Source organism: Cognatitamlana onchidii, from assembly GCF_004804355.1.
GTDB lineage: Bacteria > Bacteroidota > Bacteroidia > Flavobacteriales > Flavobacteriaceae > Cognatitamlana > Cognatitamlana onchidii.
Window position 1 is genome coordinate 487412 of record NZ_SRWZ01000003.1, and the last position, 25260, is coordinate 512671.

Annotated in this window: 28 protein-coding genes; 10 read left to right on the forward strand and 18 right to left on the reverse strand. The window is 33.4% G+C overall.

The genetic code is table 11. The features are described 5' to 3' along the window. Positions 1-77: 77 nt before the first annotated feature. Positions 78-479 carry a group III truncated hemoglobin gene (locus E5D58_RS08375; RefSeq protein WP_136481399.1) on the reverse strand — a complete coding sequence of 134 codons (402 nt, stop codon included), beginning with the start codon at positions 477-479 and terminating at the stop codon, positions 78-80. Positions 480-538: 59 nt separating this feature from the next. Here E5D58_RS08375 and E5D58_RS08380 point away from each other — a divergent pair, with 59 nt between their 5' ends. The 7 genes from E5D58_RS08380 to corA are packed head-to-tail and all read left to right on the forward strand — an operon-like array spanning position 539 to position 6010. After that, on the forward strand, positions 539-1297 hold the full coding sequence (locus tag E5D58_RS08380) for a Rossmann-like and DUF2520 domain-containing protein (protein WP_136481400.1): 759 nt from the start codon (positions 539-541) through the stop codon (positions 1295-1297). Then, on the forward strand, positions 1287-1817 hold the full coding sequence (locus E5D58_RS08385) for a KdsC family phosphatase (RefSeq protein ID WP_136481401.1): 531 nt from the start codon (positions 1287-1289) through the stop codon (positions 1815-1817). The genes E5D58_RS08380 and E5D58_RS08385 overlap by 11 nt, the downstream gene beginning before the upstream one ends. Before the next feature lie 18 nt (positions 1818-1835). After that, positions 1836-2750, forward strand: a complete 915-nt coding sequence (locus E5D58_RS08390) for a geranylgeranylglycerol-phosphate geranylgeranyltransferase (RefSeq protein ID WP_136481402.1) — start codon at positions 1836-1838, stop codon at positions 2748-2750. Beyond that, positions 2750-3343, forward strand: coding sequence for a Maf-like protein (locus E5D58_RS08395; protein WP_136481403.1), 594 nt, complete (start codon positions 2750-2752; stop codon positions 3341-3343). Before E5D58_RS08390 ends, E5D58_RS08395 begins: the two co-directional genes overlap by 1 nt. A 17-nt stretch (positions 3344-3360) precedes the next feature. After that, positions 3361-4326 (forward strand): septum formation inhibitor Maf, encoded by a 966-nt coding sequence (locus tag E5D58_RS08400; protein WP_136481404.1) that lies wholly within the window; start codon positions 3361-3363, stop codon positions 4324-4326. 51 nt (positions 4327-4377) lie between these two features. Then, on the forward strand, positions 4378-4914 hold the full coding sequence (locus tag E5D58_RS08405; RefSeq protein WP_136481405.1) for a mechanosensitive ion channel domain-containing protein: 537 nt from the start codon (positions 4378-4380) through the stop codon (positions 4912-4914). A gap of 28 nt (positions 4915-4942) precedes the next feature. Next, positions 4943-6010, forward strand: a complete 1068-nt coding sequence (corA, locus tag E5D58_RS08410; protein WP_136481406.1) for a magnesium/cobalt transporter CorA — start codon at positions 4943-4945, stop codon at positions 6008-6010. Positions 6011-6147: 137 nt separating this feature from the next. On the opposite strand, the gene E5D58_RS08415 is transcribed toward corA, so the two are convergent. The 14 genes from E5D58_RS08415 to E5D58_RS08480 form a co-directional block, all read right to left on the reverse strand. After that, entirely contained in the window at positions 6148-6852 is a 705-nt protein-coding gene (locus E5D58_RS08415) for a response regulator transcription factor (protein WP_136481407.1), read from the reverse strand. 2 nt (positions 6853-6854) lie between these two features. Beyond that, positions 6855-8423 (reverse strand): sensor histidine kinase, encoded by a 1569-nt coding sequence (locus tag E5D58_RS08420; protein WP_235835879.1) that lies wholly within the window; start codon positions 8421-8423, stop codon positions 6855-6857. Positions 8424-8486: 63 nt separating this feature from the next. Further along, the gene (gene coaE, locus E5D58_RS08425; protein ID WP_136481408.1) at positions 8487-9077 is read right to left on the reverse strand and encodes a dephospho-CoA kinase; all 591 of its coding nucleotides are present in this window, start codon (positions 9075-9077) and stop codon (positions 8487-8489) included. Beyond that, positions 9074-10030 carry a YbbR-like domain-containing protein gene (locus tag E5D58_RS08430; protein ID WP_136481409.1) on the reverse strand — a complete coding sequence of 319 codons (957 nt, stop codon included), beginning with the start codon at positions 10028-10030 and terminating at the stop codon, positions 9074-9076. Before E5D58_RS08430 ends, coaE begins: the two co-directional genes overlap by 4 nt. Next, complete coding sequence (locus tag E5D58_RS08435; RefSeq protein WP_136481410.1) at positions 10027-11037, reverse strand: glycosyltransferase; 1011 nt, start codon at positions 11035-11037, stop codon at positions 10027-10029. The genes E5D58_RS08430 and E5D58_RS08435 overlap by 4 nt, the downstream gene beginning before the upstream one ends. 63 nt (positions 11038-11100) lie before the next feature. Beyond that, a complete protein-coding gene (locus E5D58_RS08440; protein WP_136481411.1) occupies positions 11101-11916 on the reverse strand; it encodes an enoyl-ACP reductase FabI in 816 nt (271 codons plus the stop codon). A 51-nt stretch (positions 11917-11967) separates the two neighbouring features. Then, positions 11968-13620, reverse strand: coding sequence for a DNA repair protein RecN (recN, locus tag E5D58_RS08445; RefSeq protein ID WP_136481412.1), 1653 nt, complete (start codon positions 13618-13620; stop codon positions 11968-11970). Between the two features lie 63 nt (positions 13621-13683). Further along, positions 13684-14571, reverse strand: coding sequence for a type IX secretion system protein PorD (gene porD, locus E5D58_RS08450; protein WP_136481413.1), 888 nt, complete (start codon positions 14569-14571; stop codon positions 13684-13686). After that, positions 14564-15775, reverse strand: coding sequence for a bifunctional phosphopantothenoylcysteine decarboxylase/phosphopantothenate--cysteine ligase CoaBC (gene coaBC / locus E5D58_RS08455; RefSeq protein WP_136481414.1), 1212 nt, complete (start codon positions 15773-15775; stop codon positions 14564-14566). Before coaBC ends, porD begins: the two co-directional genes overlap by 8 nt. A gap of 5 nt (positions 15776-15780) precedes the next feature. Next, on the reverse strand, positions 15781-16110 hold the full coding sequence (locus E5D58_RS08460; protein WP_136481415.1) for a DNA-directed RNA polymerase subunit omega: 330 nt from the start codon (positions 16108-16110) through the stop codon (positions 15781-15783). Positions 16111-16122: 12 nt separating this feature from the next. Beyond that, entirely contained in the window at positions 16123-16923 is an 801-nt protein-coding gene (locus E5D58_RS08465) for an outer membrane protein assembly factor BamD (protein WP_136481416.1), read from the reverse strand. A gap of 109 nt (positions 16924-17032) precedes the next feature. Continuing rightward, positions 17033-17956: an ion channel gene (locus E5D58_RS08470; RefSeq protein ID WP_136481417.1), complete on the reverse strand. Its 924-nt coding sequence runs from the start codon at positions 17954-17956 to the stop codon at positions 17033-17035. Position 17957: 1 nt separating this feature from the next. Beyond that, a complete protein-coding gene (dapA, locus tag E5D58_RS08475; protein WP_136481418.1) occupies positions 17958-18833 on the reverse strand; it encodes a 4-hydroxy-tetrahydrodipicolinate synthase in 876 nt (291 codons plus the stop codon). A gap of 2 nt (positions 18834-18835) precedes the next feature. Then, complete coding sequence (locus E5D58_RS08480; protein WP_136481419.1) at positions 18836-19357, reverse strand: DUF6913 domain-containing protein; 522 nt, start codon at positions 19355-19357, stop codon at positions 18836-18838. 58 nt (positions 19358-19415) lie between these two features. Between E5D58_RS08480 and E5D58_RS08485 the strand changes: the two genes are divergently transcribed. Together E5D58_RS08485 and E5D58_RS08490 are read left to right on the forward strand one after the other, a co-directional pair. After that, positions 19416-20177, forward strand: a complete 762-nt coding sequence (locus tag E5D58_RS08485) for a 5'-nucleotidase C-terminal domain-containing protein (protein ID WP_235835873.1) — start codon at positions 19416-19418, stop codon at positions 20175-20177. After that, a complete protein-coding gene (locus tag E5D58_RS08490; RefSeq protein ID WP_136481420.1) occupies positions 20177-21094 on the forward strand; it encodes a bifunctional metallophosphatase/5'-nucleotidase in 918 nt (305 codons plus the stop codon). Before E5D58_RS08485 ends, E5D58_RS08490 begins: the two co-directional genes overlap by 1 nt. On the opposite strand, the gene E5D58_RS08495 is transcribed toward E5D58_RS08490, so the two are convergent. After that, positions 21091-21849 (reverse strand): hypothetical protein, encoded by a 759-nt coding sequence (locus E5D58_RS08495; protein WP_136481421.1) that lies wholly within the window; start codon positions 21847-21849, stop codon positions 21091-21093. The two genes, E5D58_RS08490 and E5D58_RS08495, sit on opposite strands and share 4 nt — an antisense overlap. A gap of 176 nt (positions 21850-22025) precedes the next feature. Between E5D58_RS08495 and E5D58_RS08500 the strand changes: the two genes are divergently transcribed. After that, positions 22026-22400, forward strand: a complete 375-nt coding sequence (locus E5D58_RS08500) for a DoxX family membrane protein (protein ID WP_136481422.1) — start codon at positions 22026-22028, stop codon at positions 22398-22400. 11 nt (positions 22401-22411) lie between these two features. Here E5D58_RS08500 and E5D58_RS08505 read toward each other — a convergent pair whose 3' ends face one another. Together E5D58_RS08505 and ligA are read right to left on the reverse strand one after the other, a co-directional pair. Beyond that, positions 22412-23176 (reverse strand): hypothetical protein, encoded by a 765-nt coding sequence (locus tag E5D58_RS08505; RefSeq protein WP_136481423.1) that lies wholly within the window; start codon positions 23174-23176, stop codon positions 22412-22414. 86 nt (positions 23177-23262) lie between these two features. Next, entirely contained in the window at positions 23263-25260 is a 1998-nt protein-coding gene (gene ligA / locus E5D58_RS08510) for an NAD-dependent DNA ligase LigA (RefSeq protein WP_136481424.1), read from the reverse strand.

Here is a 25260-nt window from a genome sequence, read left to right on the forward strand (position 1 = left end):
TATGTTTATTCCTTCGTGTTAAAGTATTTAAAAAACCAGCTGTAAATTCAATGAACTTAGACATTTGTGAGTCACAACTATTGTTGTCTTGCTTCAAAGATTTTGAGGTATAAAAACGAACCCATTTTTCTCGCCCTTCGTTTCGCGTTTTCGGCATAATCACCTGCAAAAAATTCATCAATGGTTTGGAACCATAAATTTAACCAAAGTCCAAAGTGTAATTCCGTAATAGCATGATTATTAACCTTATCTACTTTGATATGCGCCTCTAATGGGTCTCCTTGATATCTTTGCTCTAATTTTCGTGTAATAAATAAGCTAGACTCCCAGAATGTGGTTAACCTATTTATATGGCTGTCCCAATCTGTGATTAAATCATTAAAAAAAGGCCCTAAGATATCATCCCTTCTTACCTTAGCATAAAATTGAGAAACCAATAAAAACACATCTTCCCTAGTTGAAATATCCTTTTTTACCATAGCAACAAAGATAAAGTAATAGGTTTTTAAATCAGGTAATTATAACTATTTTAGCACATATGATTTCAGTTGTATTACTCGGTGCGGGAAATGTTGCTACGCACCTATTTAAAGCTTTTAAAACCAACTCCGATGTTTCTGTAATTCAATGGTATAACAGAACACTAAACAGTATTACTTCGTATCAAAACGAGGTTGCAATTACTGATAATATAAACCATTTAGCAGATGCTGATGTTTATATTTTAGCGGTGAGCGATGATGCTATTGCGCGACTTTCTTCAAAAATACCCTATGAAGATAAATTGGTTGTTCATATTTCTGGAAGCATTAACGTTTACGATTTAGATAAGAAGCACAAGCGTGGGGTCCTTTACCCATTACAAACCTTTAGTAAAGAAGCTACTATTGATTTTACGGAAGTCCCTATTTGCATTGAAACCATTGACAAAGCATGCTATCCGATACTTAAAACACTTGCAAAAGCCCTTGGCGGCCCTACAAAACGTGTAAATAGCAATCAGCGTCGTGTACTTCATTTAGCAGCTGTTTATGTGAATAATTTCACCAATCAGCTCTACAGAATAGGTCATGAGATAACCGAAAGCGAAGGTGCCGAGTTTGACCTGCTCAAACCACTTATTCTTGAAACAGCTAAAAAAATTCAAAATATGTCCCCATACATGGCACAAACAGGACCTGCCAAACGGCATGATAAAAAAACTATTTCAGCCCATTTAAAATTGCTAAAAAACGAACAACATAAAGACATCTACAATCTCTTAACAGACTCAATACAAAAAACTCATGGAAGCTAAAAGTTATAAAGAATATTTAGAACACATCACGACATTTATTTTTGATGTTGATGGCGTACTTACCGATGGCTCGGTTACGGTAACTACTTCTGGTGAAATGCTTAGAACCATGAATATTAAAGATGGCTATGCCTTAAAAACGGCTGTTGACCAAGGTTTTAATGTTTGTATTATTTCTGGGGGTTCAAATGAAGGCGTTAGGTTGCGTTTAAAAGGTTTAGGGATTACTGATATTTATTTGGGAGCTCATAATAAAATAGAGCAGCTAAATGACTACTTCAACAAAAAGGGAGTAAAATCTGAAAACGCTTTATATATGGGTGATGATATTCCAGATTTTCCGGTTATGAAAGTTATTGGTTTGCCTTGTTGCCCCCAAGATGCCGTTCCCGAAATAAAGGCTATTTCAAAATATATATCCCATCAAAATGGTGGTAAAGGAGCCGTTAGGGATGTTATTGAACAAGTTTTAAAGGTTCAAAGTAAATGGAGTGGTAATTTTAGTGCTAAGTATGATTAGTTTTTGAATTAAAATAACTTGAACTTCTTAAACCTTATTCGCTGGAAAAACCTTCTCATGATTGCACTTGTGCAATTACTTATTAAATATGCGCTCTTGGAGCCTTTTGGCGCTCAAACAAGTCTCAATAGTGCAGGAATTTTTCTTCTCATAATTGCAACCACATGTATTGCTGCTGCTGGTAATATTATTAATGATATTAACGATATTCAAACCGATCTAATTAATAAACCCGACAAAATAATTGTAGGGCATTCTATTTCCCTTAAAACGGCTTACAACCTATATATCGTTTTCACCTCTTTTGGTGTTATTATAGGTTTTTTACTGACAAAACTAATTAACCAATCAAGCTTTTTTATTCTGTTTGTAGTTATTTCGGCACTGCTATACGTTTATGCAACCCAATTAAAGCGCACCTTTTTAATTGGCAACATTGTTATATCCTTTTTAGTAGGGTCTAGCATCCTTATTGTTGGAGTTTTTGAGTTATTACCAAATATAACAGCTCTTAACAGAGCAACTCAAATAGTTTTTTTTAAGACAATCTTTGATTATGGTGTTTTTGCTTTTGCATTGACCCTACTTAGAGAAATAGCTAAAGACATTGAAGACATTGATGGTGATTACAATGCTAACATGAATACTTTACCTATCGTTATAGGCAGAGCGCGTGCAAAACATGTGTTATCTGTATTAAATTTTTTCCCATTGGGAGCTATTATATTATATACCATTTTAAACTTATACAAACAGCCTATTGCGGTTCTATACTTTTTATTGCTTGTAATTGGTCCATTTATTTACATTTCTGTAAAAACCTTTAGCGCTAAATCAAAGAAAGATTTCCATGCAATAAGCAATCTCTATAAATTGGTGATGCTTTTCGGGATGCTTTCCTTACTTTTATACAAGTACGTAATTCTTAATTAATGCTACACGAAAAACTTAAAAATCATCATCTTATATTGGCCTCTGGCTCTCCAAGAAGACAGACTTTTTTTAAAGATTTAGGGTTAGACTTTGAGGTTCGACTAAAACCAATAAAAGAAGAATACCCACCCCGGCTAAGACATTTTGAAATTTGTAATTATTTAGCTCAGCTAAAAGCTCTTGCCTTCAAAAAAGAACTTAACCCTAAAGATATACTTATAACTAGCGACACTATTGTTTGGCATAATAATAAAGCCTTGGGCAAACCTTTAGACGAAAACGACGCTTTTTTAATTTTAAAAACGCTCAGCAATACCACTCACGAGGTTATTTCATCGGTTTGCTTTACCACTATAGATTATGAAAAAACCTTACATAGTATTACAAAGGTGACCTTTAAGTCACTTTCTGATGAAGAGATCAACTATTACCTTAAAACCTTTAAACCATTTGATAAGGCTGGAGCCTATGGCATTCAAGATTGGATTGGTCAAATAGGTGTAACAAAAATTGAAGGCTCTTACTTTAATGTTATGGGGCTCCCCACTCACCTTGTTTACAAAACGTTAAATAGCATTGCGGAAAGACCTTAGCGTTGTAAATTTAAGGTATGAAAACGTTAAAGAAACTTTTTAAGAGTATAAAATCGAAACCCATTTTTTCGTCAATTGCTGGTGTCTTCTTATTACTCACGGCATCATGTACCAATAAAGTTCAAACAAAAACTGTAGCACTAAATAATGAGCCTTTAAACATAGAAAAGTCCATTCCTCAAAACAATCCATTACCTCCTGAATTTAATGATTATTGGTATACTGGTGAAGCTGAAATTTCGTCCTACACGCTAGAGCAAGCTAGATATGGAGAACTAAGAAAAGGCCAAGCTGTGTTAATATATGTAACTGAAGATTTCTTACCTGAAATTCAAGTAAAAGCTGATAATAGGCACAAAAACAACATCTCTGTTTTAAAGCTCAATGCCACCAAAACATTTAATACAGGTATCTATCCATATTCTATTATGCAAAGTACCTTCTACCCTGTTACCAATAACAAACATGCTCTAAAAGTATCAAGTTCTATGCAGGAGTGGTGTGGTCATACCTACGTACAACTTAACAATAGAGAGCAATATGAAGTGACACTGCACTCCTATTTTGAAGGTGAAGCGGACAAAAAGCTTGTCATAGACAAATCTATTTTAGAAAACGAATTGTGGACACAACTAAGGTTAAATCCAAAATCTTTACCCATTGGTGATCTTAAAATAATCCCTGCTTTGGAATTTATAAGACTAAAGCATGTTCCTATTAAGGCTTACCCTGCTAAAGCAGTGCTAAAAAATGACATGTACCATATAACTTATCCAAGTTTAAACCGAACACTTACTATTACTTTCAATCCTGAATTTCCGTATGATATTTTAGGCTGGGAAGAATCGTATAAGAGCGGGTTTGGTTCTAACTCTAAGGTTTTAACCACTAGAGCTTCCAAATTAAAATCCATTAAAACACCATACTGGAATAAAAACAGGAATTCGGATGAAGTTTTACGAGAAACACTAATGCTTAACTAAAATCTTATTGGTTTACAGCGTATCTTTGTACTATATTTTAATTAAGTTTTTATGTTTTTTGAAACCTATCGCAGTGAGCTAATTATTTCAGCCTTTGTAATAGCTATTTTATTTATTCTAAGGTTAATTACCATTATTGCCATTAGAAAACTAGGAAGAAAAAGTGGTATAAACCAAGCAAGAATTAGTCTGATTTGTCGATATGTAAACGGCACAACCATACTTTTAGCATTAATTATTGAAGCCTTTATTTTTGGTGCCAGATTTAGAGAATTGGCCGTTGTTTTCTCATCTGTTTTCGCTATTCTGGGGATTGCTCTCTTTGCTGTTTGGTCTATTTTAAGCAACGTGACCTCCGGTATTATCATGTTTTTTAATTTCCCGTATAAGGTGGGAGATAAAATAAATATTCATGACAAAGATTTTCCTGTAGAAGCTATTATTGAAGATATTAGAGCATTTCACTTATATCTTAGATTAAATAATGGCGACTTAATTACTTATCCAAATAATTTAATGCTTCAAAAAGCGGTTAGCATTGTAGAAAAAGATGCTATTGAAGATAAGCCTGAAACAATTTCAAAATAATTTTATATTTTTTTGGTAGATTTAGGGTATGCCAAGAAAACGAGTTTATAGGTCAAAAAAAAAGCTTGGACAAGCTCCAGGAACTGTTGTCTACACAGGAGATAGACTCAAAGACGAGTTGGATTTAGTCGTTTTTGAGTATAATAAAGACACCTGTATTGAGAAGAATTTGAAATCTGTTGAAGAAAGCTTTAATCTTAAACACACGGACACCATAACTTGGCTTAATTTAAATGGGCTTAATCATGTTAAAGATATTGAAAAGCTGGGATATCATTTTGGATTTCATCCGCTTGTATTAGAAGATATTGTAAATATAGCGCAGCGCCCAAAAGTTGATGAATATGACGATTATATTTTTGTCGTATTAAAAATGTTGAATTATACCCAAACACAGCAACTTGAATCTGAGCAGATAAGCTTTATTATTGGAAAAAACTATGTTATCTCTTTTCAGGAAGCTGAGAACGATGTTTTTGATACCGTTAGAAACCGTTTAAGACATGCTGTTGGAAGAATAAGGCAGATGCATGCAGATTATTTACTTTATGCGCTCATAGATACCGTAATAGATCATTATTTTGGAATTATTGAAACATTAGGAGACAAAATTGAAGACCTAGAAAGCGCAATATTTAGTGGTGAAATCGATAAAAGTGCAGGCAGAACTATTCAAGACTTAAAAAGAGAGGTTTTAAGAGTGCGCAGAACTATTTTACCAATAAGAGAGGTCATTAACAAGGTTGAAAAAAGTCATCATGCACTTATCCAAAAACAGACAACCACTTACTTTAAAGACATTAATGATCATATTTCTCAAGTTTCTGAAAACATTGAGATTTATCGTGAAATGATATGGAGTCTTATGGAGATGTATATGACGACCATAAATAATAAAATGAATGAAATCATGAAGGTGCTTACCATTATGGCCTCTATTTTTATCCCACTAACCTTTATAACCGGTGTTTACGGAATGAACTTTCACAATATACCTGAACTCCACTATAAAAACGGTTATTATGTTGTTTGGGTTACTATGGCTATTATTGTTATTGCCATGCTCTGGTATTTTAGGCGAAAAAAGTGGCTTTAACTCTTCTAATCGTTTACATACTACACTACTAAAAACTAAAATGAGATTATCAGAAAAGTATTTTGAAGGCGTCATTACGAGAAACCCTCATTTCGAAGTATTCTTATAATAAGCAAGTTTGTTTTAAAAGAAAGCTATTAGCTATTTACAACCAATCTAAAACCTTCACCATGAATATTTAAAATCTCAACTTTTTCGTCAAGTTTTAAATACTTTCGCAGTTTAGCAATATACACATCCATGCTTCGTGAGGTGAAGTAGTTGTCATCCCGCCATATTTTAGTTAAAGCCAGTTCTCTTGGCATTAAATCATTTTCATGCAATGCTAATAAGCGCAATAATTCATTCTCTTTAGGCGATAACTTTACTGGCTCTCCACCATCGAATTTTAAAAACCTTAGCTTAGAGTTTAAATCGAAGCGTCCAATTTTAAATTCAAATTGTTTACTATCAGAAATAGTTTCTGTCGCCTTACGCTGTATAATGGCCTTAATTTTCATCAATAAAACCTCACTATCAAACGGTTTATTTAAATAATCGTCGGCTCCAACCTTGTATCCCTTTAATACATCTTCCTTCATGGTCTTTGCTGTTAAGAAAATGATAGGGACATCTGTATTCTTTTCACGTATTTCTTTAGCTAGCGTAAAGCCATCTTTATATGGCATCATAACATCAAGAATGCATAAATCGAAATCATCTTTTTTAAACTTTTCAAACCCTTCCATACCATTTTTAGCATGAGTTACTTCGTAGTCATTCATCATTAAGTAATCCTTTAAAACTGTTCCAAAGTTAGGATCGTCTTCAACTAATAAAATGCGTTTTTTATATTCTTCCATAGTTATGATATTAGTGGAAGCTTAATTACAAACGTGCTTCCTTTGTCTTTTTCTGATTCTACTGACACATGACCTTGATGGTCTTCTACAATACGTTTAACATATGCTAAACCTAAGCCATGGCCTTTAACATTATGTATATTCCCAGTGTGCTCTCTATAAAACTTTTCAAACACTTTTTTTGCAGCGGCTTTGCTCATTCCGCTACCTTCATCTTTTATTTTAAGTATTATATTAGTTCCTGCATTTTCGGTAGACACTTCAATTCTCGGCGCATCTGGCGAATATTTAATCGCATTGTCTAATATATTAACTATTACATTTGTAAAGTGCGTTTCATTGGCTAAAACAGAGGATTTATCTGCACTAAAAAAAGTCTTGATATACCCTTTTCTATCTTCAACTATTAGTTCGACATGTGTAATAGCGTCTTCAATCAAGTCATGTAATTCAACTCTGTCCTTACTAATGTTTAGTTCATTTTTTTCTAGTTTAGATATTCTTAGTACATTTTCTACTTGAGCATGCATGCGCTTATTCTCCTCTTTTATCATCGAGAGATAACGAATTACCTTATCCTTATCATCAATAACCTTTGGATTTTTAATAGCATCTAAAGCTAAATTTATTGTAGCAATAGGTGTTTTAAATTCATGGGTCATATTATTTATAAAATCCGTTTTAATCTGCGATATTTTACGTTGTTTAACCAACTGAAATAAGGCGCTGGCATAGGCCAAAATAATTACTGATGTAAACACAATAGACAATAAGATCATGCCAATTACACCAGATAAAATAAACTCTCTGTCGCCAGGAAAATTTACAAGTAATCGGTATAAACTTCTATTATTTTCATCATAAAAAACAGGCACACCAAAAGTTGATTTTTTGTCGTATTCAAAATTATCGCTGCGCACTTTGGTAGCCAAATCATGACTATAAATGGCAAACTCGAAACCTATATCAATCCCGTATTTTTTGAGTTTCTCGGAAAGAAGTCTTTTAATTTCTTTTTCTGAAACTCTTTCGTAGATGGGCTTTCTTTTAAAAACTTCCTTAAAGTTTTTCTTAAAACTCAATTTTTGAGCTTCATCTAAAGTACCGGTTCTAATTATTTCTGTTATCGGGCTTTTTAGATCTTTTTCTGGCACACTTTCATCTCTATAAATTTCTGTGCTAGAATTACCAATAATATTCGTAATATCAAGACTATCTAAACCAATGTCAAAGAGCGATGAAGACAACTTATAGTCTACTTCTAAAACGTTACTTTTATATAAGAGTGTTTCTTTGGTACTATTGTTTTTTCTATAGATCAACAACTGCGAAACGGCCTCTTCGTCTGCTTTTTCTTCCTTATCTAAACTTAAATATTCTGAAAAATATTTCTCAAACTCTACTTCTTCAATGGTGTTAGATACATTATTTAAAACAGTCACCACGTTAAACTTAAAACGCGCTTTCTCATTTTTTACAGCATCATTAATGTAATAAGCTTGAATAGAGATAATACCTATAAGAGATAAGCTCATCAGTAATATTAGTAGGATAAAAACTCTCTTACTCATCATCCAAAATTAACATTTTAACATTTAGCAGGTTCTTGTTTTAACCTTACATTAACAAAAATGTTAAAATTTAATATTTCTTGTTATTTCCTTATGAATCTCAGCAACCTGCTCCCTTGTTTTTTCGATAGAAATATTCTCGATAACAAAGTTTGATAATTTTACCTTTGCGGAGTCTTCCCATTGATTTTTCATGATAGCCATAATCTTATCTGGAGATGTTTCATCTCGTTGCAGAACACGCTCAATCCTTAGTTCCTTTGGAGCCACAACTGTTATTACATAATCACAGGCTTTATACCCTCCGTTTTCAAACAACACAGCAACCTCTTTTATAACATAGGGAGATTTTTGCTTTAAAACCCATTTTTCAAAATGCCTTGCTACCTTAGGATGAACAATAGCGTTCATTTTTTCAAGTAATGCTTTATCGTTAAAAATTTGCTTAGCTATATAAGGTCTATTTAAATCACCATTAACGTAAGCCTTATTTCCGAGTAATTCAATAAGTTTTCTTTTAATGACCTTAGACCTTCTCATCAGCGCCTTAGCCTCGTTATCGGCAATATAAACAGGCACCCCTAGAGCTTCAAACGCCTTCGCTACCGTGGTTTTACCACTACCAATACCGCCTGTAAGTCCAACAACAATCATTTGGTAATTATAAATTCTATATGTTGATAATCTATTTTAGTATTTCTAACAGTTTTAGGATACCTAACTAATTCAGGTTTCAAGAATGTTTGATTATCGCTTATTTTGTTAAAATCACATACCACCATAAAATCTTTCTTTGTAACAGACTCGAAGTTGCTTAAACTTACATAATAGGATACTGTAACCTCTTTTGGAAAATATTTTACATTTAGCCCATTAGGAACATTCATCATTGTAACAGGAATTTTTAAAGTGCCTTCTGTAAATTTTTCAACTTCAGACTGCACTAATACTTCATCTACAGAAAACTTTAAATCCTTACTATTCTTTGGTAGTTTTAGTTGAACGTTTTCGTTAATATTGATTCTTACATCCGTTAAACTAATTGTCTCTGTTTCCAAGGTATTTAGCTTTGAAACCAGCAAATCTGGGCCAACCACTACAATAGAGTCTGGGTCTACCCATAAAGCTGACGCCATATCGTAACCAGGGCTAAATTCAATATTGCTACGAACCACAACAGGAACTTTTTTCACCATATTAACACCAAATCTAAATGTTAGTCTTTCTGGCTCAAGGCTTAATAAATCAACATTCTTGTCGAATTGGGTGTTTTTCAAATAAGATAGGGACTTGCTATATACAAAAACGCTATCCTCTTTATACACATCTTTGGTAAAATCAATCACTACTTTTGGCTTTGTTAAATAATAATTTAACCATTTGAAACCATGCGTTTTTAATGTGATTTTCAGGTTTACAGAATCGTTTAAAATCACGTATTCCTGAGGTATATTAACTTTTTCTATTCGAAATGAAACCGTATTTGTATACTCCTTTGAAAGCTTGGTAAATATTAAAATCACAAATGACGACAACAGAAATAACAGAAATACATTGATTCTCTTATTCTTAAAGGAAGCTAATATTTGTGATTTTAAACTTTTCATGATTTCTTTCTAAAAAAAAGGTTCGGAAATTGATTTTCTGGCCTCTTATTTAAAACTGTTATCGCAATGGTTGATTTCAAAAAACCATAGCCATAACCTATAAACTGCACTAATATGGCTGGAATTGCAAGCATAGCAACCACTATATTTTTTGTAGATATCAGTGCTAAAAAAACTGCTATAATAAAATACAATATATAAGCCATAAACAACCAACTAAAACCAACCAATGCTAGCAGAATGGATACCATTAAACCTAGCATAAATATAGATGGGAACCAATACGTTAATTTTTTCGTGGCAGGATGCCACATATTTAAAATAGGCCTAACCATACCAAACTTATTTACCTGCTTATAAAACGTACTCCAAGAAATTCTGCGTTTATGATAAACAAAGGCTTTAGGTATTAATTTGGTTTTAAAACCTAAATTCCAAAGCCTTATGGACAAGTCTGGATCTTCTCCAGGATGAATTCGACCAAAACCTTTTGAAGCCTCAAACGCTTTTTTTGAAAGCCCCATATTAAAGCTCCTAGGTTGAAACTTATCTATACTTTTTTTTCCTCCACGTATACCGCCTGTTGTAAGTACAGAGGTCATAGAAAAGTTAATAGCCTTTTGAAGGTTGGTAAAAGATTCATGAGCTGCGTCTGGCCCTCCAAAGCAATCAACATAGTTTTTTTTTAAACTAGCAGAAACTTCACTTAAATATTCTTTTGGAAGAATACAATCTGAGTCTAGAATAATATAATAATTACCTTTTGCCTTTTCCATACCATAATTCCTAGAATCACCAGGACCAGTATTTTCCTTATAATAATAGGATATACTAAGCCTTTCACTAAAAGCATTAACAACCTCCTTTGAAGATTTGATAGAACCGTCTTCAACAATAACAATCTCATACTTGAAGCCCCCCTCTAAACCCATAAAACTTTGCAAAAGTTCCTGAATTTCATCAGGCCTATTGTATACCGGAATAATAAAAGAAAACTGTAACGACATAACACAAATGTAACAAAAAAGCCACCGTAAAACAGGTGGCTTTAAGGCAATATAATACAGTTTTTATTCTTCGCCAACAAAGGTAGACATTACAGCATCGCTAACCCCCATATTACTGAATCCTCCATCATTGTATAGATTTTGTAAAGTTACGCGCTTTGTTAAATCGCTAAACAAGGATACGGTGTAGTTAGCACAATCTAATGCCGAAGCATTACCAAGTGGTGACATTTTATCTGCGTAGGCTATAAACCCATCAAATCCTTTAACACCACTTCCAGCCGTTGTAGGTGTAGGCGACTGCGAAATAGTATTTACACGCACTTTTTTATCTCTTCCAAAGAAATACCCAAAACTACGTGCTATACTTTCTAAATAAGCCTTATTATCGGCCATATCATTATAATCTGGGAATACACGTTGCGCCGCCATATAACTTAAGGCCACAATACTTCCCCACTCATTCATGGCATCAGACTTGTATAAAGTTTGCATTACTTTATGGAAAGACATGGCAGAAACATCGGTTCCTTTTTGCGTCCAATCATAATTTTGATCCGTATAGTGCTTACCCTTTCTAACGTTTATAGACATTCCTATGGAATGCAAAACAAAATCAATCTTACCTCCTAAAATTTCCATAGACTTCTCCACTAAGTTTTGAAGATCTTCTAGCGACGTCGCATCTGCAGGGATAATCTGAGAACCTGTTTTTTCAGCTAATTCATTAATTTGCCCCATACGCATAGCAACTGGTGCATTGGTTAAAACAAATTGCCCGCCTTCTTCATGAACACGTTCTGCTGTTTTCCAAGCAATTGAATTCGAGTCTAATGCTCCAAAAATGATTCCTTTTTTTCCTTTTAGTAAGTTATACATATATTTTAGTTTTGTATTTTGATTCGTTAATTCAGCCCACAAAGATACTAATTAATTAAGTAATTCCTTAGCATGAGCCATAGCCGATGTGGATATGGTTTTACCTCCTAACATTTGAGCTATTTCAACAATTCGCTCATCATGGTTAAGCTTTACTAAATTGGTTTGGGTGATGTTATCAACATCCTCCTTGTAAACTTTAAAATGAGAATGCCCTTTTGCTGCTATTTGAGGTAAATGAGTAATAGACACAACTTGCATCGTCTTACTCATCTGCAGCATAATATCTCCCATTTTGTTAGAAATCTCTCCAGAAACACCAGTATCAATCTCGTCAAATATTATAGTTGGCAACTTAATATAAGTACTTAATATAGACTTTATAGCAAGCATAATCCTAGACAACTCGCCTCCAGAAGCCGCTTTTTTAAGCTCGTTAAAGTGCCCGCCTTTGTTTGCAGAAAACAAAAAGGATAACTCATCTCTTCCGTTCGTAAAAAAAGAAGTGCGAAGGTCTAGCCCTATTTTAAATTGGGCGTTTGGCATGCCTAAAGTGCTCAAAATTGTTTGTAATTGTGCTGTTAATTCAGGAATAATGTTAAGTCGTTTTTCATGAATTTCGACCGACAGTTTATTTAAAATAGCTTCTTTAGATTTAATGGCATCTTTTTTTTCTTGAATATCCTCATCCAAATTCTCTGTTTCTGAAATTTTATCTTCCAACTGATTCTTTAAATCTATTAACTCAGAAACACTTGAAACGGTATGCTTTTGAAGCAAGCTATGTAGTACTTTCAATTTAGAATCTACCACCTCTAATCTATTAGGGTCGGCATCAAGACCTTCTTGCAGCATATAAACCTCATTAAAAAAGTCGTCCATTTCTATTAAACTACTATCCACCCTTTTAAAGAGTTCTTCGTATTTTGAAGATAAACTTGATAGCTTTTGAAATACCAGTTTTAACATCCTTAAAGAGGAAAGAACTCCTAATTGCTCATCATTAAGTAGTTGATACCCTTCGGAAAGTTGCCCTTTAATGTCTTCTATATTGTTCAACGTTTCATACTCTTCTTCTAAAGCTTGCAACTCACCCTCGACCAAATTGGCATCAGACAATTCATTAAACAAAAACAGATTATAGTCATGCTCCTTTATGGCATTGGCTTTAAGCTCATAAAGCGCATTAAGTTCTTTATGAAGGTTTTTAAAAACCTTTAGTTCGGATTGATATGCACTTAATTCAGTGGCATTATTCGCCAATGCATCAATAACTTGAAACTGAAATTCATTACTTGTAAGCTGTAATGTTTGATGCTGAGAATGCACATCAATTAAACGTTCTCCTAATACCTGCAAACTGCTTAAATTTACTGGAGAGTCGTTTACAAAAGCTCTAGACTTTCCTGAAGGCAGTATTTCCCTTCTTATAATTGTTTGGTCTTCATAATCGAAGTTTTCCTTATGGAACAGTTCTTTAAGTTGGTAGTCCGAAATATTAAAAACGGCTTCAATAATACATTTCTTAGTAGCGTCTTTCAAACTGCTTAAATCGGCACGTTTTCCCAAAATAAGAGATAAACACCCTAATAAAATAGACTTTCCGGCCCCTGTTTCTCCTGTAATAATAGATAGACCATCGTTAAGATCGACTTGTAAACTATCTATTAGCGCATAATTTTTAATGGATAATGAGGTAAGCAAAACTTATAGAAACTATTTAATGAAAAATAAAGATAGTAAATGCGACAAAAAACGAACTTATTTTTAGTACTTAATATTTTCCCATTTGCTGGAATACATTGGGGCTACTTTTTGCAAAGTTTCTTTAACTTTTGCGATGTTTACATTGGGACCGCCAGTAAAAACTTGTTCTATTTCTTCGGATTTAGCATCAAAAAAGGTACGGAGTAAAAAAGAGTTAGGTCTACGACTATTCATAGCCTGAAATTTAGTTAAAGACGTTGCGATGGCTTCTTTACCTGCTTTTACATTTTCGCTCATAACATCCAAACCTAACCTATGGTAGTCATACATCACCTCTCGATATTCTCTGTAGGTAGGCGACAAAATATTGTCTATTAGCGCAAATCTGCTTTGTAAACCATCTTCTACTTTCCAGCCTTTAAAATTCCCTTGTTGCGAATAATTAGTAATAACTTGAGCCTGTTTATAATAATCATCGCCTCCTTTTGGAGAAAAGCTATCTGCATCTAAGGCCAAAATCATGTATACATGAAATGCTAAAACAGAAATTAAATTAGACTCAAATTGGGTTGGATTATAAATTAAATTTTGAAACTCGAGATATGTAAATGTAAAGTCCTTATCATTAAAATTATAGATAGGCGTACTGAACGCAGAACCGTAAATAGGACGGGACGACTGAATCTGCAAGGTCGCTCTCATGGTTTCTCCAGAGTAGTTATTCACATTAATAACCATACTGCAATTAATACGCTCCTGCGATTTATACGTTTTATTAGTCCATTTTGTGTTATTAATAAATTCGGTAACCTGCTTTTCTAGGGTTTTAAAAATTGGAAAATTTTCGTTTCCGGTTTGTCTGGCGTCTACTACAACATTGCAATTTAGCTCTTGTGCAAATAACTGAACTGTAAAACAGAACATTAGTAAAACAAAAATATTACGCATCAATCTGTGATATGATTTTATTTAATAAATCTTGAGCAACATCTGCCTTCGATTTTAATTGAAACTCAGTAATTTGTTCTTTATTGTCAATAAAAGTAACTTTATTAGTGTCTCCCTTAAAACCAGCACCTTTATCATTTAACGAATTTAAGACAATTAAATCTAAATTCTTTCTTATTAATTTGTCTTTGGCATTCTCAATTTCATTGTTCGTTTCTAAAGCAAAACCAACTAAATATTGCCCTTTTTTAATTTGTCCTAGAGACGCCAAAATATCTTGAGTTTTCTCCAACTCTAAAATTAACGTTGGAGACTTCTTTTTTAGTTTTTGAGAAGCTATTTCTTTAGATTTATAATCTGCCACTGCAGCAGATAAAATAGCAATATCAACTGTTTTAAAGTGTTTATGTACTTCGTTGTACATATCTTGAGCACTGGTAACAGGAATAACCTTTACCAAAGTATGCGCAATATCTTGATGTGTTGGCCCCGTTATTAAAATTACCTCAGCACCTAAATTAGCCGAAGCTTTTGCTATTTCAAATCCCATTTTACCACTGGAATGATTCCCAATAAAACGCACAGGATCAATAGCTTCGTAGGTTGGCCCTGCCGTAATAAGCACTTTTTTCCCTTTGAGCGGTAGCTTTTCTAAGATATCCTTTTCTACAAAGGTGATTATATCTTCTGGCTCTGCCATTCTTCCTTCTCCAATTAAACCACTGGCTAGTTCTCCACTTGTTGCAGGAATAATAATATTATTAAAAGATTTTAGCTTTTCAAAGGATTTAACAGTTGTAGGATGCTTGTACATGTCTAAATCCATAGCCGGAGCAAAATATACTGGGCACTTTGCAGAAAGATAAGTAGCTAGTAGTAAATTATCACATACACCATTTGCCATTTTTGACATGGTATTTGCCGTAGCAGGTGCTATTATAAATAGATCTGCCCATAAACCTAAATCTACATGATTGTTCCATACAGCATTATCGTCTTCTTCATTTACAAAAGACGAGTAAACCGGGTTTTTGGAAAGTGTTGAGAGTGTTAAAGGTGTTACAAAATCTTTAGAAGCAGGGGTCATAACCACCTTTACTTCCGCTCCCGATTTCACCAATAACCTTACTAACGAAGCAGTTTTATAAGCGGCAATACCACCTGTAATACCTAACAGAACGTTTTTGCCGCTTAGTATACTCATAAGAATTATTCCTGAGAGTCTTCCTCAGTATTTCTAAAATATATTTTATCTGTTAACCATTCTTGTACGGCTAACGCATGAGGCTTAGGTAATTTTTCATAAAACTTAGAAACCTCTATTTGCTCTTTATTTTCAAAGATTTCTTCAAGACTATCATTATAAGTAGCAAATTCTTCTAACTTATCGATGAGTTCTTTTTTAATCTCTGTATTAATTTGCTCAGCACGTCTTGAAATGATAGAAATTGACTCATAGATGTTCTCTGTTGGCTCATCAATTTGATTTCTGTCATACGTTACTGTATTAACCGGAGCGTTGGTTTTTTTTAAATCCATTGTAATAGTTATTTAACTTTTTGAACTATATTCTTTTAATTCTTCTTCAATTACTAAAGCCATTTTATCAACTTCTTCTATGTGCTCTGATTCGCTATAAGATCCCTTAAAAGTATTATAATAGTCTTTAGCTACTTCTAAACGTTCTTGCTTCTTGCGTTCAACACTGTTAATAGCTAATCTATATGCCGAATCAAATCTATAGTATAAAGCTTCTTCTCTTAATGTTGACCCTGGATATTCAAAAATAAAATTTTCGAACGACTTTATAGATGCTTGATAATCTGATATCGTATTGTACTGTTTTGCTATTTCAAAAGCCTTTTTTTCTAGTTTAAACACCAACTCTTTCATCATTTCATTTGCCTCTGGTAAATACTGTGAGTCTGGAAATAAGTTGATAAACTCTTGTAATTTGGTAATAGCTTCCTTAGTTTCTTTTTGAGACTTACTATATCGAGGTGATAACATGTAGTAACTCTTTACACTTAGAAAAGAGGCTTCTTCCAATTTTTCACTTCTTGGATAACTAGACACGAAACGCTCAAATTGATAACCAGCTACATAAAAATCTTCCATCTTATAAAAAGAATTAGAATACAAATACATGAGTTTTTCTGCTTGAGGCTTCCCTCTGTAATTTGGAACTATTTGAGCAAACAACTTATTGGCTTTATCATATCTACCCTCGTTGTATAACTTCTCTCCCAATTTAAATTTAGCCGCAACATCTGGGTTTTTAAGCACCTTTTGATACTCACCACAGCTGGTTAAAACAGCGCTAATTAGGAATATGTAAAAAAACTTTTTCATAGATTTTTAAACAGAATGCAAAATTAAGTTATTATAATGGATTTTAAAAATATAATTTTAGACGAAAGTAATTCTTGAGAATGCAGTAGTACTACGGTTTAAGTAATATTTAACTTTTTAAAGATTCTACACAATCAAATAGCTTGTGATCTAAAACCATTTCCCCTTTTTCATTGTAATAATAAGCTTTAACAAAGCCATAATTAAACTTAATGTCGCTTATTAAATATGAATACATTTGATGCACTTCTTGATTGAAAGATTCGTCGTAATAACTAACCAGTACAAGAAACTCACCATTTTGCTTCAACAACGTTTCCTCAGAAAACTCAAACAATGGACTTTCCTTATCTACTAAATGAACCAAAGTCCATGTAGTAGGTAAAAAACGAATGGTCTGTCTTTCTAATTTTAAGACATAAAAATCATTAACATATTCGCCTTTTTTATTCTTTTTTGAAAGACTTAAATTCACAGAAACCTTAGGATCTATCATGGTGCTGTTTCTGTTATTCTCAATTCTAAACATTAACGCTTGGCCATTTCTAAATTCCCTAAAAACTATTTGCTTACTAAATCGAATAGCGGCCTTTGGCTTTGAAAACCTACCATACAGTAGCCCCGTGGTAAAAGCAAAAAACATAAGACCAAGAAACGCTTCTATAGACGATACGATTCCACTAGCCATACCTTTGGGCGCCATAGCTCCGTATCCTAAGGTGGTAAAGGTTTGTGCAGAAAAGAAAAAAGCATTAACAAAATCCTTGTAAACATTTCTCTGCGAGAGCGTGACCTCCTCTATTCCAATAAAAAAATAGATACTTGCAAAAAAGACATTCGCGATGATATAAGACAAAAAGGACAGCACAAAAAACTGCCACCAAGAAATACCAATAAGAAAATTATAGGCTTCAGAAAAGCGCCTTTTCTTGTTTACATGAACAACATTAAAAGACCCATCTTTGTTAATCATTCGTTTAGCAAACTGCGCTGACGAATTCCCTAAACCAGGATCTTTTATCTTTTTACCCAAATTAAAAGTTTCTTACAAAACTATTGATTTTTTCTTGTAATACATTTGAAGCTGGAACGATAGGTAGTCTAACCTGGTCACTACATAAGTTCAGCGCTTTAAAAACAGCTTTAATCCCGGCAGGGTTATTCTCTTCGAAAATGTACCCAATAACATCCATAAGCTTAAAATGACTATTAAAAGCTGCCTTCGCGTCTCCATTTAAACCTAAGCGAATCATCTCAGAAAATTCCTTTGGAAACGCCTGGCCTATAACAGAAATAACTCCTGCTCCTCCAGCCAAAGTAACACCAAGAGCCAAATCATCATCTCCAGAAATCACTAAAAAATCACTTGGTTTGTTTTTAATTAACTCATAATATTGAGACATATTATTACCTGCCTCTTTTACTCCGATAACATTCTTAAAATCATTAGCAAGTCTTAGGGTTGTATCAACATCCATATTTTTTGAGGTTCTACCAGGTACATTGTACAAAATTAAATCTACTGGGGACACTTCAGAAATTGCTTTAAAATGTTGATAAATACCTTCCTGTGTTGGCTTACTGTAATAGGGAGCTACCGATAAAATTGCATCTATTTGAGATAAATCTGTAGACTTTATTTCTTTAATTATTGAAGCTGTATTGCTCCCCCCTATACCCAAAACAAGTGGCACCCTACCATTACTGATTTTAGTAATTGTATTTAAAACGTCTTTTTTTTCTTCTTTTGTAAGGGTAACACTCTCAGCAGTGGTACCACAAATTACTAAGTAATCTGTACCATTATCAATATTATAGTTTACAATATTAGCAAGAGCCTCGTGGTCTACCTCTAAGTTTGCATTAAATGGCGTAACCAATGCTACTCCTGTGCCTAAAAATTTACTCATTACTACTTTATTTTTTTTAATATTTTTAAATATTTATAAACCTCTTTTTTGAACAAATCAATATTCTTTAATTTGGTTTTAATGATTAAATCATTCAACCGCTCATCTGCTTGTAAAATACCAATTTTAAACTTAGCCTTTGAAAGCGCTGTCATCAGCTTCAACTCTAAAATCTCCTCTTCATAATAGCTAATTAACAAATCAAACTCCGTATTTAAAAACGTGTCTAACTCGGCATTCTTCACTATCCCATGGCGTCCAAAATCTCTTCTGTTATAACATTTATCCCAAGATTTTACGGATTCTTTTTCATTTTGGGAAAACGCAATAATCTTAGTAATATTAGGTCTTACTTTAATTAAATCTGCAAATTTTGTAAATAATTCAAAATCGTCAATTTCATTAATATTGAAAATAACACCTAAGCTCTTAACCGGGTCTTCGTTAACATTTACGTGTCGTTCGGACAGTAATTTGTTCAAGTATTTTTGATTTGATTTCTCCTTAAAACCTTTTAAAATCATTTACCTTTATACTTTGCGCAAAGGTAGCAAAAGTACAAGCAAAATATTTGATTTTTACATGAGGTTTACATATTTAATGTTTTTGTTATATTTTTTTCTTTTTCTGAATTGTAAAAGCAAAAAACATCATCTTTCAAAAATTAGTGTTTCTCAAATTTCCATTGATAATAGTCTAGAACCCAATGCTGATGTTGAAAACTTTATTAAGCCTTACAGAGATTATATTAATACAGAGTTAGACAGTATTTTAACCTATTCTGCTAACACCTATTCCAAAACCGACGGCTTCTTAAACACAGCCATTGGAAATTATATGGCAGACGTTGTTTACGACCAGGCTAACCCCATTTTCAAAACATGGAGCGGGCATGAAATAGATATGGTTTTGCTAAATCATGGAGGCATTAGGGCCATAGTGCCACAAGGACCTATTTCTGCAAGACATGCCTATGAGTTAATGCCTTTTGAAAACACCATTGTAATAGTTGCTCTTAAAGGATCTCAAGTAAATAATTTAACAACTTACCTAGCTAAAAACAAAATAGCACATCCTATTTCAAAGCTCCAATTAATCTTAAATGCAAACTTCAATATTATTGAAGCAAAAATAAAAGGTCGAACTGTTAACCCCAAAAAAACGTATTATGTGGCTACCAGTGATTATTTGCTTAATGGTGGCGACAATATGACCTTTTTTAAAGCACATGATACGGTATATGAAACACGATACAAAATAAGAAATGCGCTTATTGATAACTTCAAAAAGGTAGACACCATTAACCCGGAAATTGACCTTAGATTGATTCAAATAAAAGACTAATGAAACGTAGAGACTTTCTTCAAAAAACATCTGCTGCCGCTACTTTTACAGCAATGGGAACAGGAAGCTTACAGGCTTTATCAAGCTCATTAAAACCAACTAAAATTACTATTTTACATACAAACGATGTACATAGTCATATTGATAGTTTCAAGGAAAACCACTATAGAAACCCTAATAGAGGCGGTATAGCAAGGAGAGCAAGCCTAATAGAATCTATAAGACAAGATAATCCTAATACGCTTCTGTTAGATGCTGGTGATATTTTTCAAGGCACGCCATATTTTAATTTTTATGGAGGTGAGCTCGAATTTAAGCTTATGAGCATACTAAAATATGATGCTGCTACCATAGGAAATCACGATTTTGATAATGGCATAGAAGGGTTGTTTGCACAACTTCCGCATGCTAAGTTTCAATTTATATCTGCTAATTATGACTTTACAAATACAATAATGGACTCTCATTGCAAGCCTTATAAGGTGTTTAAAAAAGGAGGTATAAAAATTGGCGTATTTGGCTTAGGAATAAAACTCAAAGGACTGGTAAACAAATCCATGTATAAAGAAACTAAATATTTAGACCCAATAGAAATGTCGCAAGAAATGACCAAAATTTTAAAAACAGACCATAATTGCGACTTGATAGTCTGTCTTTCACATCTCGGGTATCATTACCATAACACCCCAAACAAGGTAAGCGATCTAAAACTAGCTAAAACGACAAAAGACATTGATTTAATAATTGGAGGACATACGCACACCTTTTTAGAAAAACCAACATTAATTAAAAACATAAATAATGAAGATGTTCTGGTTAACCAAGTGGGGTGCTATGGACTTAATCTTGGAAAAATTGATTTTTATTTTGACCGTAAAAAAAACAAATCGGCTAATGGTATTTCGATACCTCTTTAAACCCAGATATTGTCTTCTGAAAAATATTGCTCATGCACACTTCTAGATCGATTATTAAGCTCGTTTTCTTCAATAATAAACTTGAAAATAAAAAATACGCCTAAAAGATAAATAACCCGGTTAAACAGGATAAAAGTGGATGCATTACCAATAAATGATAGACTTATATAATCTATTACTCCTGAGAATCCAAAACATACAGCTGCAATGAAAAACATAATAGACTTTTTAGTTTGATTTTGCAAATATGCTCCAAAGGCCATAAAAACAAGAAATAACACTGATAAGCACCTCGCAAAAAACAAAATTAATTCCAAAGCACTTAGTTGGGTATTCAATCCAACCATATCGTACAATAGTTTAAAAAAGAAAAGCACGACACAAAGAATTAAAAATAGGTAGGCCTTAATGACGTTGTCCAATCTAAAAAACTTAAAGTCTGGTAAAATGGCAGCTATTAGTTGCGTAAAGGCCAAACAGTATAGGGTACTTTCCGCTCCAACCACACTAAACTTATAGAAAATTATATTAGCGTTGTCACTTAAAAAAGTAAACACCAAAAACAACATTAATGGAATTTTAATTCGGTAATTCTTAACAAAAAAGAACAGTAAAAAAACAGGTATGCTTAACGATTTTACGGCAACAAATAAGCCTTTATCCTTAATAAATATTGCAATTCCACTAAGCGCGGCCAAGTTAAAAAATGTAGCAAGCAAAACTCTATTGTAATTATTTAAGCTTAGTTTTTCCATGATTATTGCATAAGTCGGTCGAACCAAACATAGGGATTATTATACTTACATCGTAAAAATCACCCCTTTTATCGATAAAAAACACAATGGACTTGCGTTTTATCCAAGATTGACCTCAAAAAATGAAATGTAATGAATACTTAAACGTCTAATGCACAATACAAATAAGACTAAATATGAAAAAGTTCATTCCCTTAGTTCTAAGACTGATTGTTGCCATTATATTAATTCAGACTTTACGCTATAAATTCACAGCTCACCCCGACAGTATTTATATATTTGAAAAGGTTGGTTTAGAACCTTATGGGCGAATTGGTATTGGTGTATTAGAGCTAGTTGCTGGAATATTATTATTAATCCCAAAAACTGTTTGGGCCGGAGCCATATTAACGTTGGGCATTATTGGAGGAGCTATCGTGATGCATTTAACCCAAATAGGCATTGAAGTAAAAAACGACGGAGGCTTACTTTTCTTTACAGCCATATTTACATTTATACTCTCTGGAATATTGCTTTATATGAACCGACTTAAAGTGCCTTTTTTTAAATAGATAATTTCGGGCTAGCACTCATCTAGAAGAGCATAGCGTTCCTCTTCTTGGTGGCGCACACCATACCTAAATCTGGCCTGTTGGTAAAAGAAATAAAATGCACATAAAGCTAATGATGTTCCTATTACACTTAGCAAGGCCCTTTGGTCTATATAATTATAAGCTACATCCAATACTTCAGAAAAAACTATAAATAAGGCAGCCACAAATAAATAAAGCGATTTTTTATTATCTCTATAGAAATAAGATATTAAAGCTATGGATAAAAATAAAAGCATAACGACGTTATAAACCAATTCTACATAGTACTCATATCTGTATTCTATATTAGACTCTACAATAAATTGAAGCACATAGATAAGGTATATGTTTAAGGCTGTTAAAACAACTAGATGAATTTTAAAATTCTTTAAAACATGCTTAAAAGAAATCGTTTTAACAATTACAATAGATAATAGCAAATACCCCAAAATATACATTGAACTCCCTATATAATAGTCTAATTCATAAAACCTAATACTATCAACATATTGGAAGTTATAATACAATATATAGTGAACAGTGACTCCTAATATATCTGAGATAGAATAAAGTACTAAAAAAAGTAGAAAGTAAACATTTTTTCTTTTGGAAAAGAAAATGTAACCCACAGTAATTACTGGAACTAATAATGAGCTTAGTAAAAAAGCTATATTCGTTTCACCGCTAACTTCAAAGCCAATGAAAAGTATGTATAGCAATAGCACTAAACCAACCAAGATGTTAGATTTGGACATAACAAAGATTATGGTTAATGTTCAAACATAACAATAATTTAACAACTAAACGAATAAAAAAGCTTTTTATCGATAAAAAGGTTAAATTATTCTATTTTTTGTAAGAATTCGTACTCGTTTATTAATAGGATATTTAGCCTGTCCGCTTTTTCTTTTTTACTCGGCCCCATATTGCTGCCTGCAACTATATAACTGGTTTTTGAGGAAATTGAGCTGCTTACCTTTCCTCCATTGTCCTCAATTAGTTTTTTAAGTTCATTTCTTGAGACAGATTCAAACACACCAGATACCACTACAACCTCTCCTTTAAGTTTTTCTGTTTGATTCTGAAGCACATCTGCAGATAACTCAAGTTGAACGCCAAATCGTCTGAGTCTTTCGATGTTATGATTATTTTTTTCTGAATTAAAAAAATCACAAACACTTTCTGCGATCTTGACTCCAATTTCATCAACATTAACCAAATCTTCTTTTGACGCCTCGGCAATGGCTAAAATATTTTTGTAATGTTTAGCCAGTTTTTTAGCCACAGTTTCCCCGACATATCGAATACCCAGAGCAAACAACACCCTTTCAAAAGGAATAGCCTTTGATTTCTCTATACCTTTTATAAGGTTATCGGCACTTTTTTCTGCCATACGCTCTAAAGGCATAACTTGCTCCTTGGTTAACTCATATAAATCTGAATAGTTTTTTATTAACCCTTCATTAACCAATAAAGCGACTGTTTCTCCCCCTAAACCATCGATATCCATGGCTTTTCTAGATATAAAATGCTGAATTCTACCAATAACTTGAGGTTTACAATCACTTTCGTTTGGGCAGTAATGTTGCGCTTCTCCGTCATTTCTAACGAGTTCTGTTGCGCACTCTGGACAATGCTCTATATATTTGGTTGGTTCGGAATGTAATGGTCGTTTAGTTAAATCGACACCTAGAATTTTAGGAATAATCTCTCCACCTTTTTCAACATAAACCTCATCACCCACACGTACATCAAGCTTTTCAATTTGGTCGGCATTATGTAATGAAGCGCGCTTAACTGTAGTACCCGCTAATTCTACAGGCTCAAGATTAGCTACAGGCGTTATAGCCCCTGTTCTACCTACTTGATAGGTAATACTATGGAGTCGTGTTGAAACACGCTCGGCTTTAAACTTATAAGCCATAGCCCAACGGGGCGCCTTCGCTGTGTAACCCAGCTCCTCTTGTTGTTGTAAACTATTAACCTTAATAACAACCCCATCTGTTTCGTATGGAAGATGATGTCTCTGTTCGTCCCAATACATCACAAACTCTAAAACCTCTTCTATTGAATTTGCCAATTTTGCAGCATCTGGCACCTTAAACCCCCATGCTCTTGCCTTTTGCAAACTTTCATATTGCGATTTCAAACCAAGTCTAGTACCAGTAATATTATACAATAAACATTCCAAAGGGCGCTTTGCAACTTCGGCACTATCTTGCAATTTTAAACTTCCAGAAGCCGTGTTTCTCGGGTTTCTATAAGGTTCTTCGCCAATCTCGATGCGCTCCTCATTCATTTTATTAAAACCTGCAAAAGGCAATACTATCTCACCTCTTATATGGAACTTATCTGGATAGTCCCCCTGTAATTGAAGTGGTACAGAATTAATCGTTTTAATATTTGCTGTTACATCATCTCCTTGAAACCCATCACCTCTAGTTACCGCTCTTAATAATTTCCCATTCTCATATGTTAAACTTATGGAAGCACCATCATATTTTAACTCGCAAGTGTATTGAATTTCACCATCCACTAACTTTTTTATTCGCGCTTCCCAATTCTGTAAATCTTCTTTTGAGTATGAATTATCTAAAGAATACATACGATGTTCATGAACTATTGTTTCAAAATTCTTGGTTACAGAACCACCTACGCGTTGTGTTGGTGAGTTGGGATCAAAAAACTCGGGGTACTTTTTTTCAAGCCCTTGAAGTTCCTTTAATTTACAATCAAACTCATAATCTGTAATAGTAGGTTTATCTAAAACATAATAATTGTAATTATGGTTTCTTAAAACCTCTCTTAAAGTATCTATTTGTTTTTTAACCTTATCCAT

What these genes read in the sequence shown, in the direction of transcription:
- E5D58_RS08415 (WP_136481407.1), bottom strand. Translation starts at nt 6,852, where the DNA reads ATGGAAGAATATAAAAAACGCATTTTATTAGTTGAAGACGATCCTAAC.
- dapA (WP_136481418.1), bottom strand. Translation starts at nt 18,833, where the DNA reads ATGAGTAAATTTTTAGGCACAGGAGTAGCATTGGTTACGCCATTTAAT.
- E5D58_RS08500 (WP_136481422.1), top strand. Translation starts at nt 22,026, where the DNA reads ATGAAAAAGTTCATTCCCTTAGTTCTAAGACTGATTGTTGCCATTATA.
- E5D58_RS08430 (WP_136481409.1), bottom strand. Translation starts at nt 10,030, where the DNA reads ATGAAAAGTTTAAAATCACAAATATTAGCTTCCTTTAAGAATAAGAGA.
- E5D58_RS08405 (WP_136481405.1), top strand. Translation starts at nt 4,378, where the DNA reads ATGTTTTTTGAAACCTATCGCAGTGAGCTAATTATTTCAGCCTTTGTA.
- coaE (WP_136481408.1), bottom strand. Translation starts at nt 9,077, where the DNA reads ATGATTGTTGTTGGACTTACAGGCGGTATTGGTAGTGGTAAAACCACG.
- E5D58_RS08490 (WP_136481420.1), top strand. Translation starts at nt 20,177, where the DNA reads ATGAAACGTAGAGACTTTCTTCAAAAAACATCTGCTGCCGCTACTTTT.
- E5D58_RS08485 (WP_235835873.1), top strand. Translation starts at nt 19,416, where the DNA reads ATGAGGTTTACATATTTAATGTTTTTGTTATATTTTTTTCTTTTTCTG.
- corA (WP_136481406.1), top strand. Translation starts at nt 4,943, where the DNA reads ATGCCAAGAAAACGAGTTTATAGGTCAAAAAAAAAGCTTGGACAAGCT.
- coaBC (WP_136481414.1), bottom strand. Translation starts at nt 15,775, where the DNA reads ATGAGTATACTAAGCGGCAAAAACGTTCTGTTAGGTATTACAGGTGGT.
- E5D58_RS08380 (WP_136481400.1), top strand. Translation starts at nt 539, where the DNA reads ATGATTTCAGTTGTATTACTCGGTGCGGGAAATGTTGCTACGCACCTA.
- E5D58_RS08505 (WP_136481423.1), bottom strand. Translation starts at nt 23,176, where the DNA reads ATGTCCAAATCTAACATCTTGGTTGGTTTAGTGCTATTGCTATACATA.
- E5D58_RS08375 (WP_136481399.1), bottom strand. Translation starts at nt 479, where the DNA reads ATGGTAAAAAAGGATATTTCAACTAGGGAAGATGTGTTTTTATTGGTT.
- E5D58_RS08465 (WP_136481416.1), bottom strand. Translation starts at nt 16,923, where the DNA reads ATGAAAAAGTTTTTTTACATATTCCTAATTAGCGCTGTTTTAACCAGC.
- ligA (WP_136481424.1), bottom strand. Translation starts at nt 25,260, where the DNA reads ATGGATAAGGTTAAAAAACAAATAGATACTTTAAGAGAGGTTTTAAGA.
- porD (WP_136481413.1), bottom strand. Translation starts at nt 14,571, where the DNA reads ATGCGTAATATTTTTGTTTTACTAATGTTCTGTTTTACAGTTCAGTTA.
- E5D58_RS08460 (WP_136481415.1), bottom strand. Translation starts at nt 16,110, where the DNA reads ATGGATTTAAAAAAAACCAACGCTCCGGTTAATACAGTAACGTATGAC.
- E5D58_RS08395 (WP_136481403.1), top strand. Translation starts at nt 2,750, where the DNA reads ATGCTACACGAAAAACTTAAAAATCATCATCTTATATTGGCCTCTGGC.
- E5D58_RS08420 (WP_235835879.1), bottom strand. Translation starts at nt 8,423, where the DNA reads ATGAGTAAGAGAGTTTTTATCCTACTAATATTACTGATGAGCTTATCT.
- E5D58_RS08495 (WP_136481421.1), bottom strand. Translation starts at nt 21,849, where the DNA reads ATGGAAAAACTAAGCTTAAATAATTACAATAGAGTTTTGCTTGCTACA.
- E5D58_RS08400 (WP_136481404.1), top strand. Translation starts at nt 3,361, where the DNA reads ATGAAAACGTTAAAGAAACTTTTTAAGAGTATAAAATCGAAACCCATT.
- E5D58_RS08480 (WP_136481419.1), bottom strand. Translation starts at nt 19,357, where the DNA reads ATGATTTTAAAAGGTTTTAAGGAGAAATCAAATCAAAAATACTTGAAC.
- E5D58_RS08385 (WP_136481401.1), top strand. Translation starts at nt 1,287, where the DNA reads ATGGAAGCTAAAAGTTATAAAGAATATTTAGAACACATCACGACATTT.
- E5D58_RS08435 (WP_136481410.1), bottom strand. Translation starts at nt 11,037, where the DNA reads ATGTCGTTACAGTTTTCTTTTATTATTCCGGTATACAATAGGCCTGAT.
- E5D58_RS08440 (WP_136481411.1), bottom strand. Translation starts at nt 11,916, where the DNA reads ATGTATAACTTACTAAAAGGAAAAAAAGGAATCATTTTTGGAGCATTA.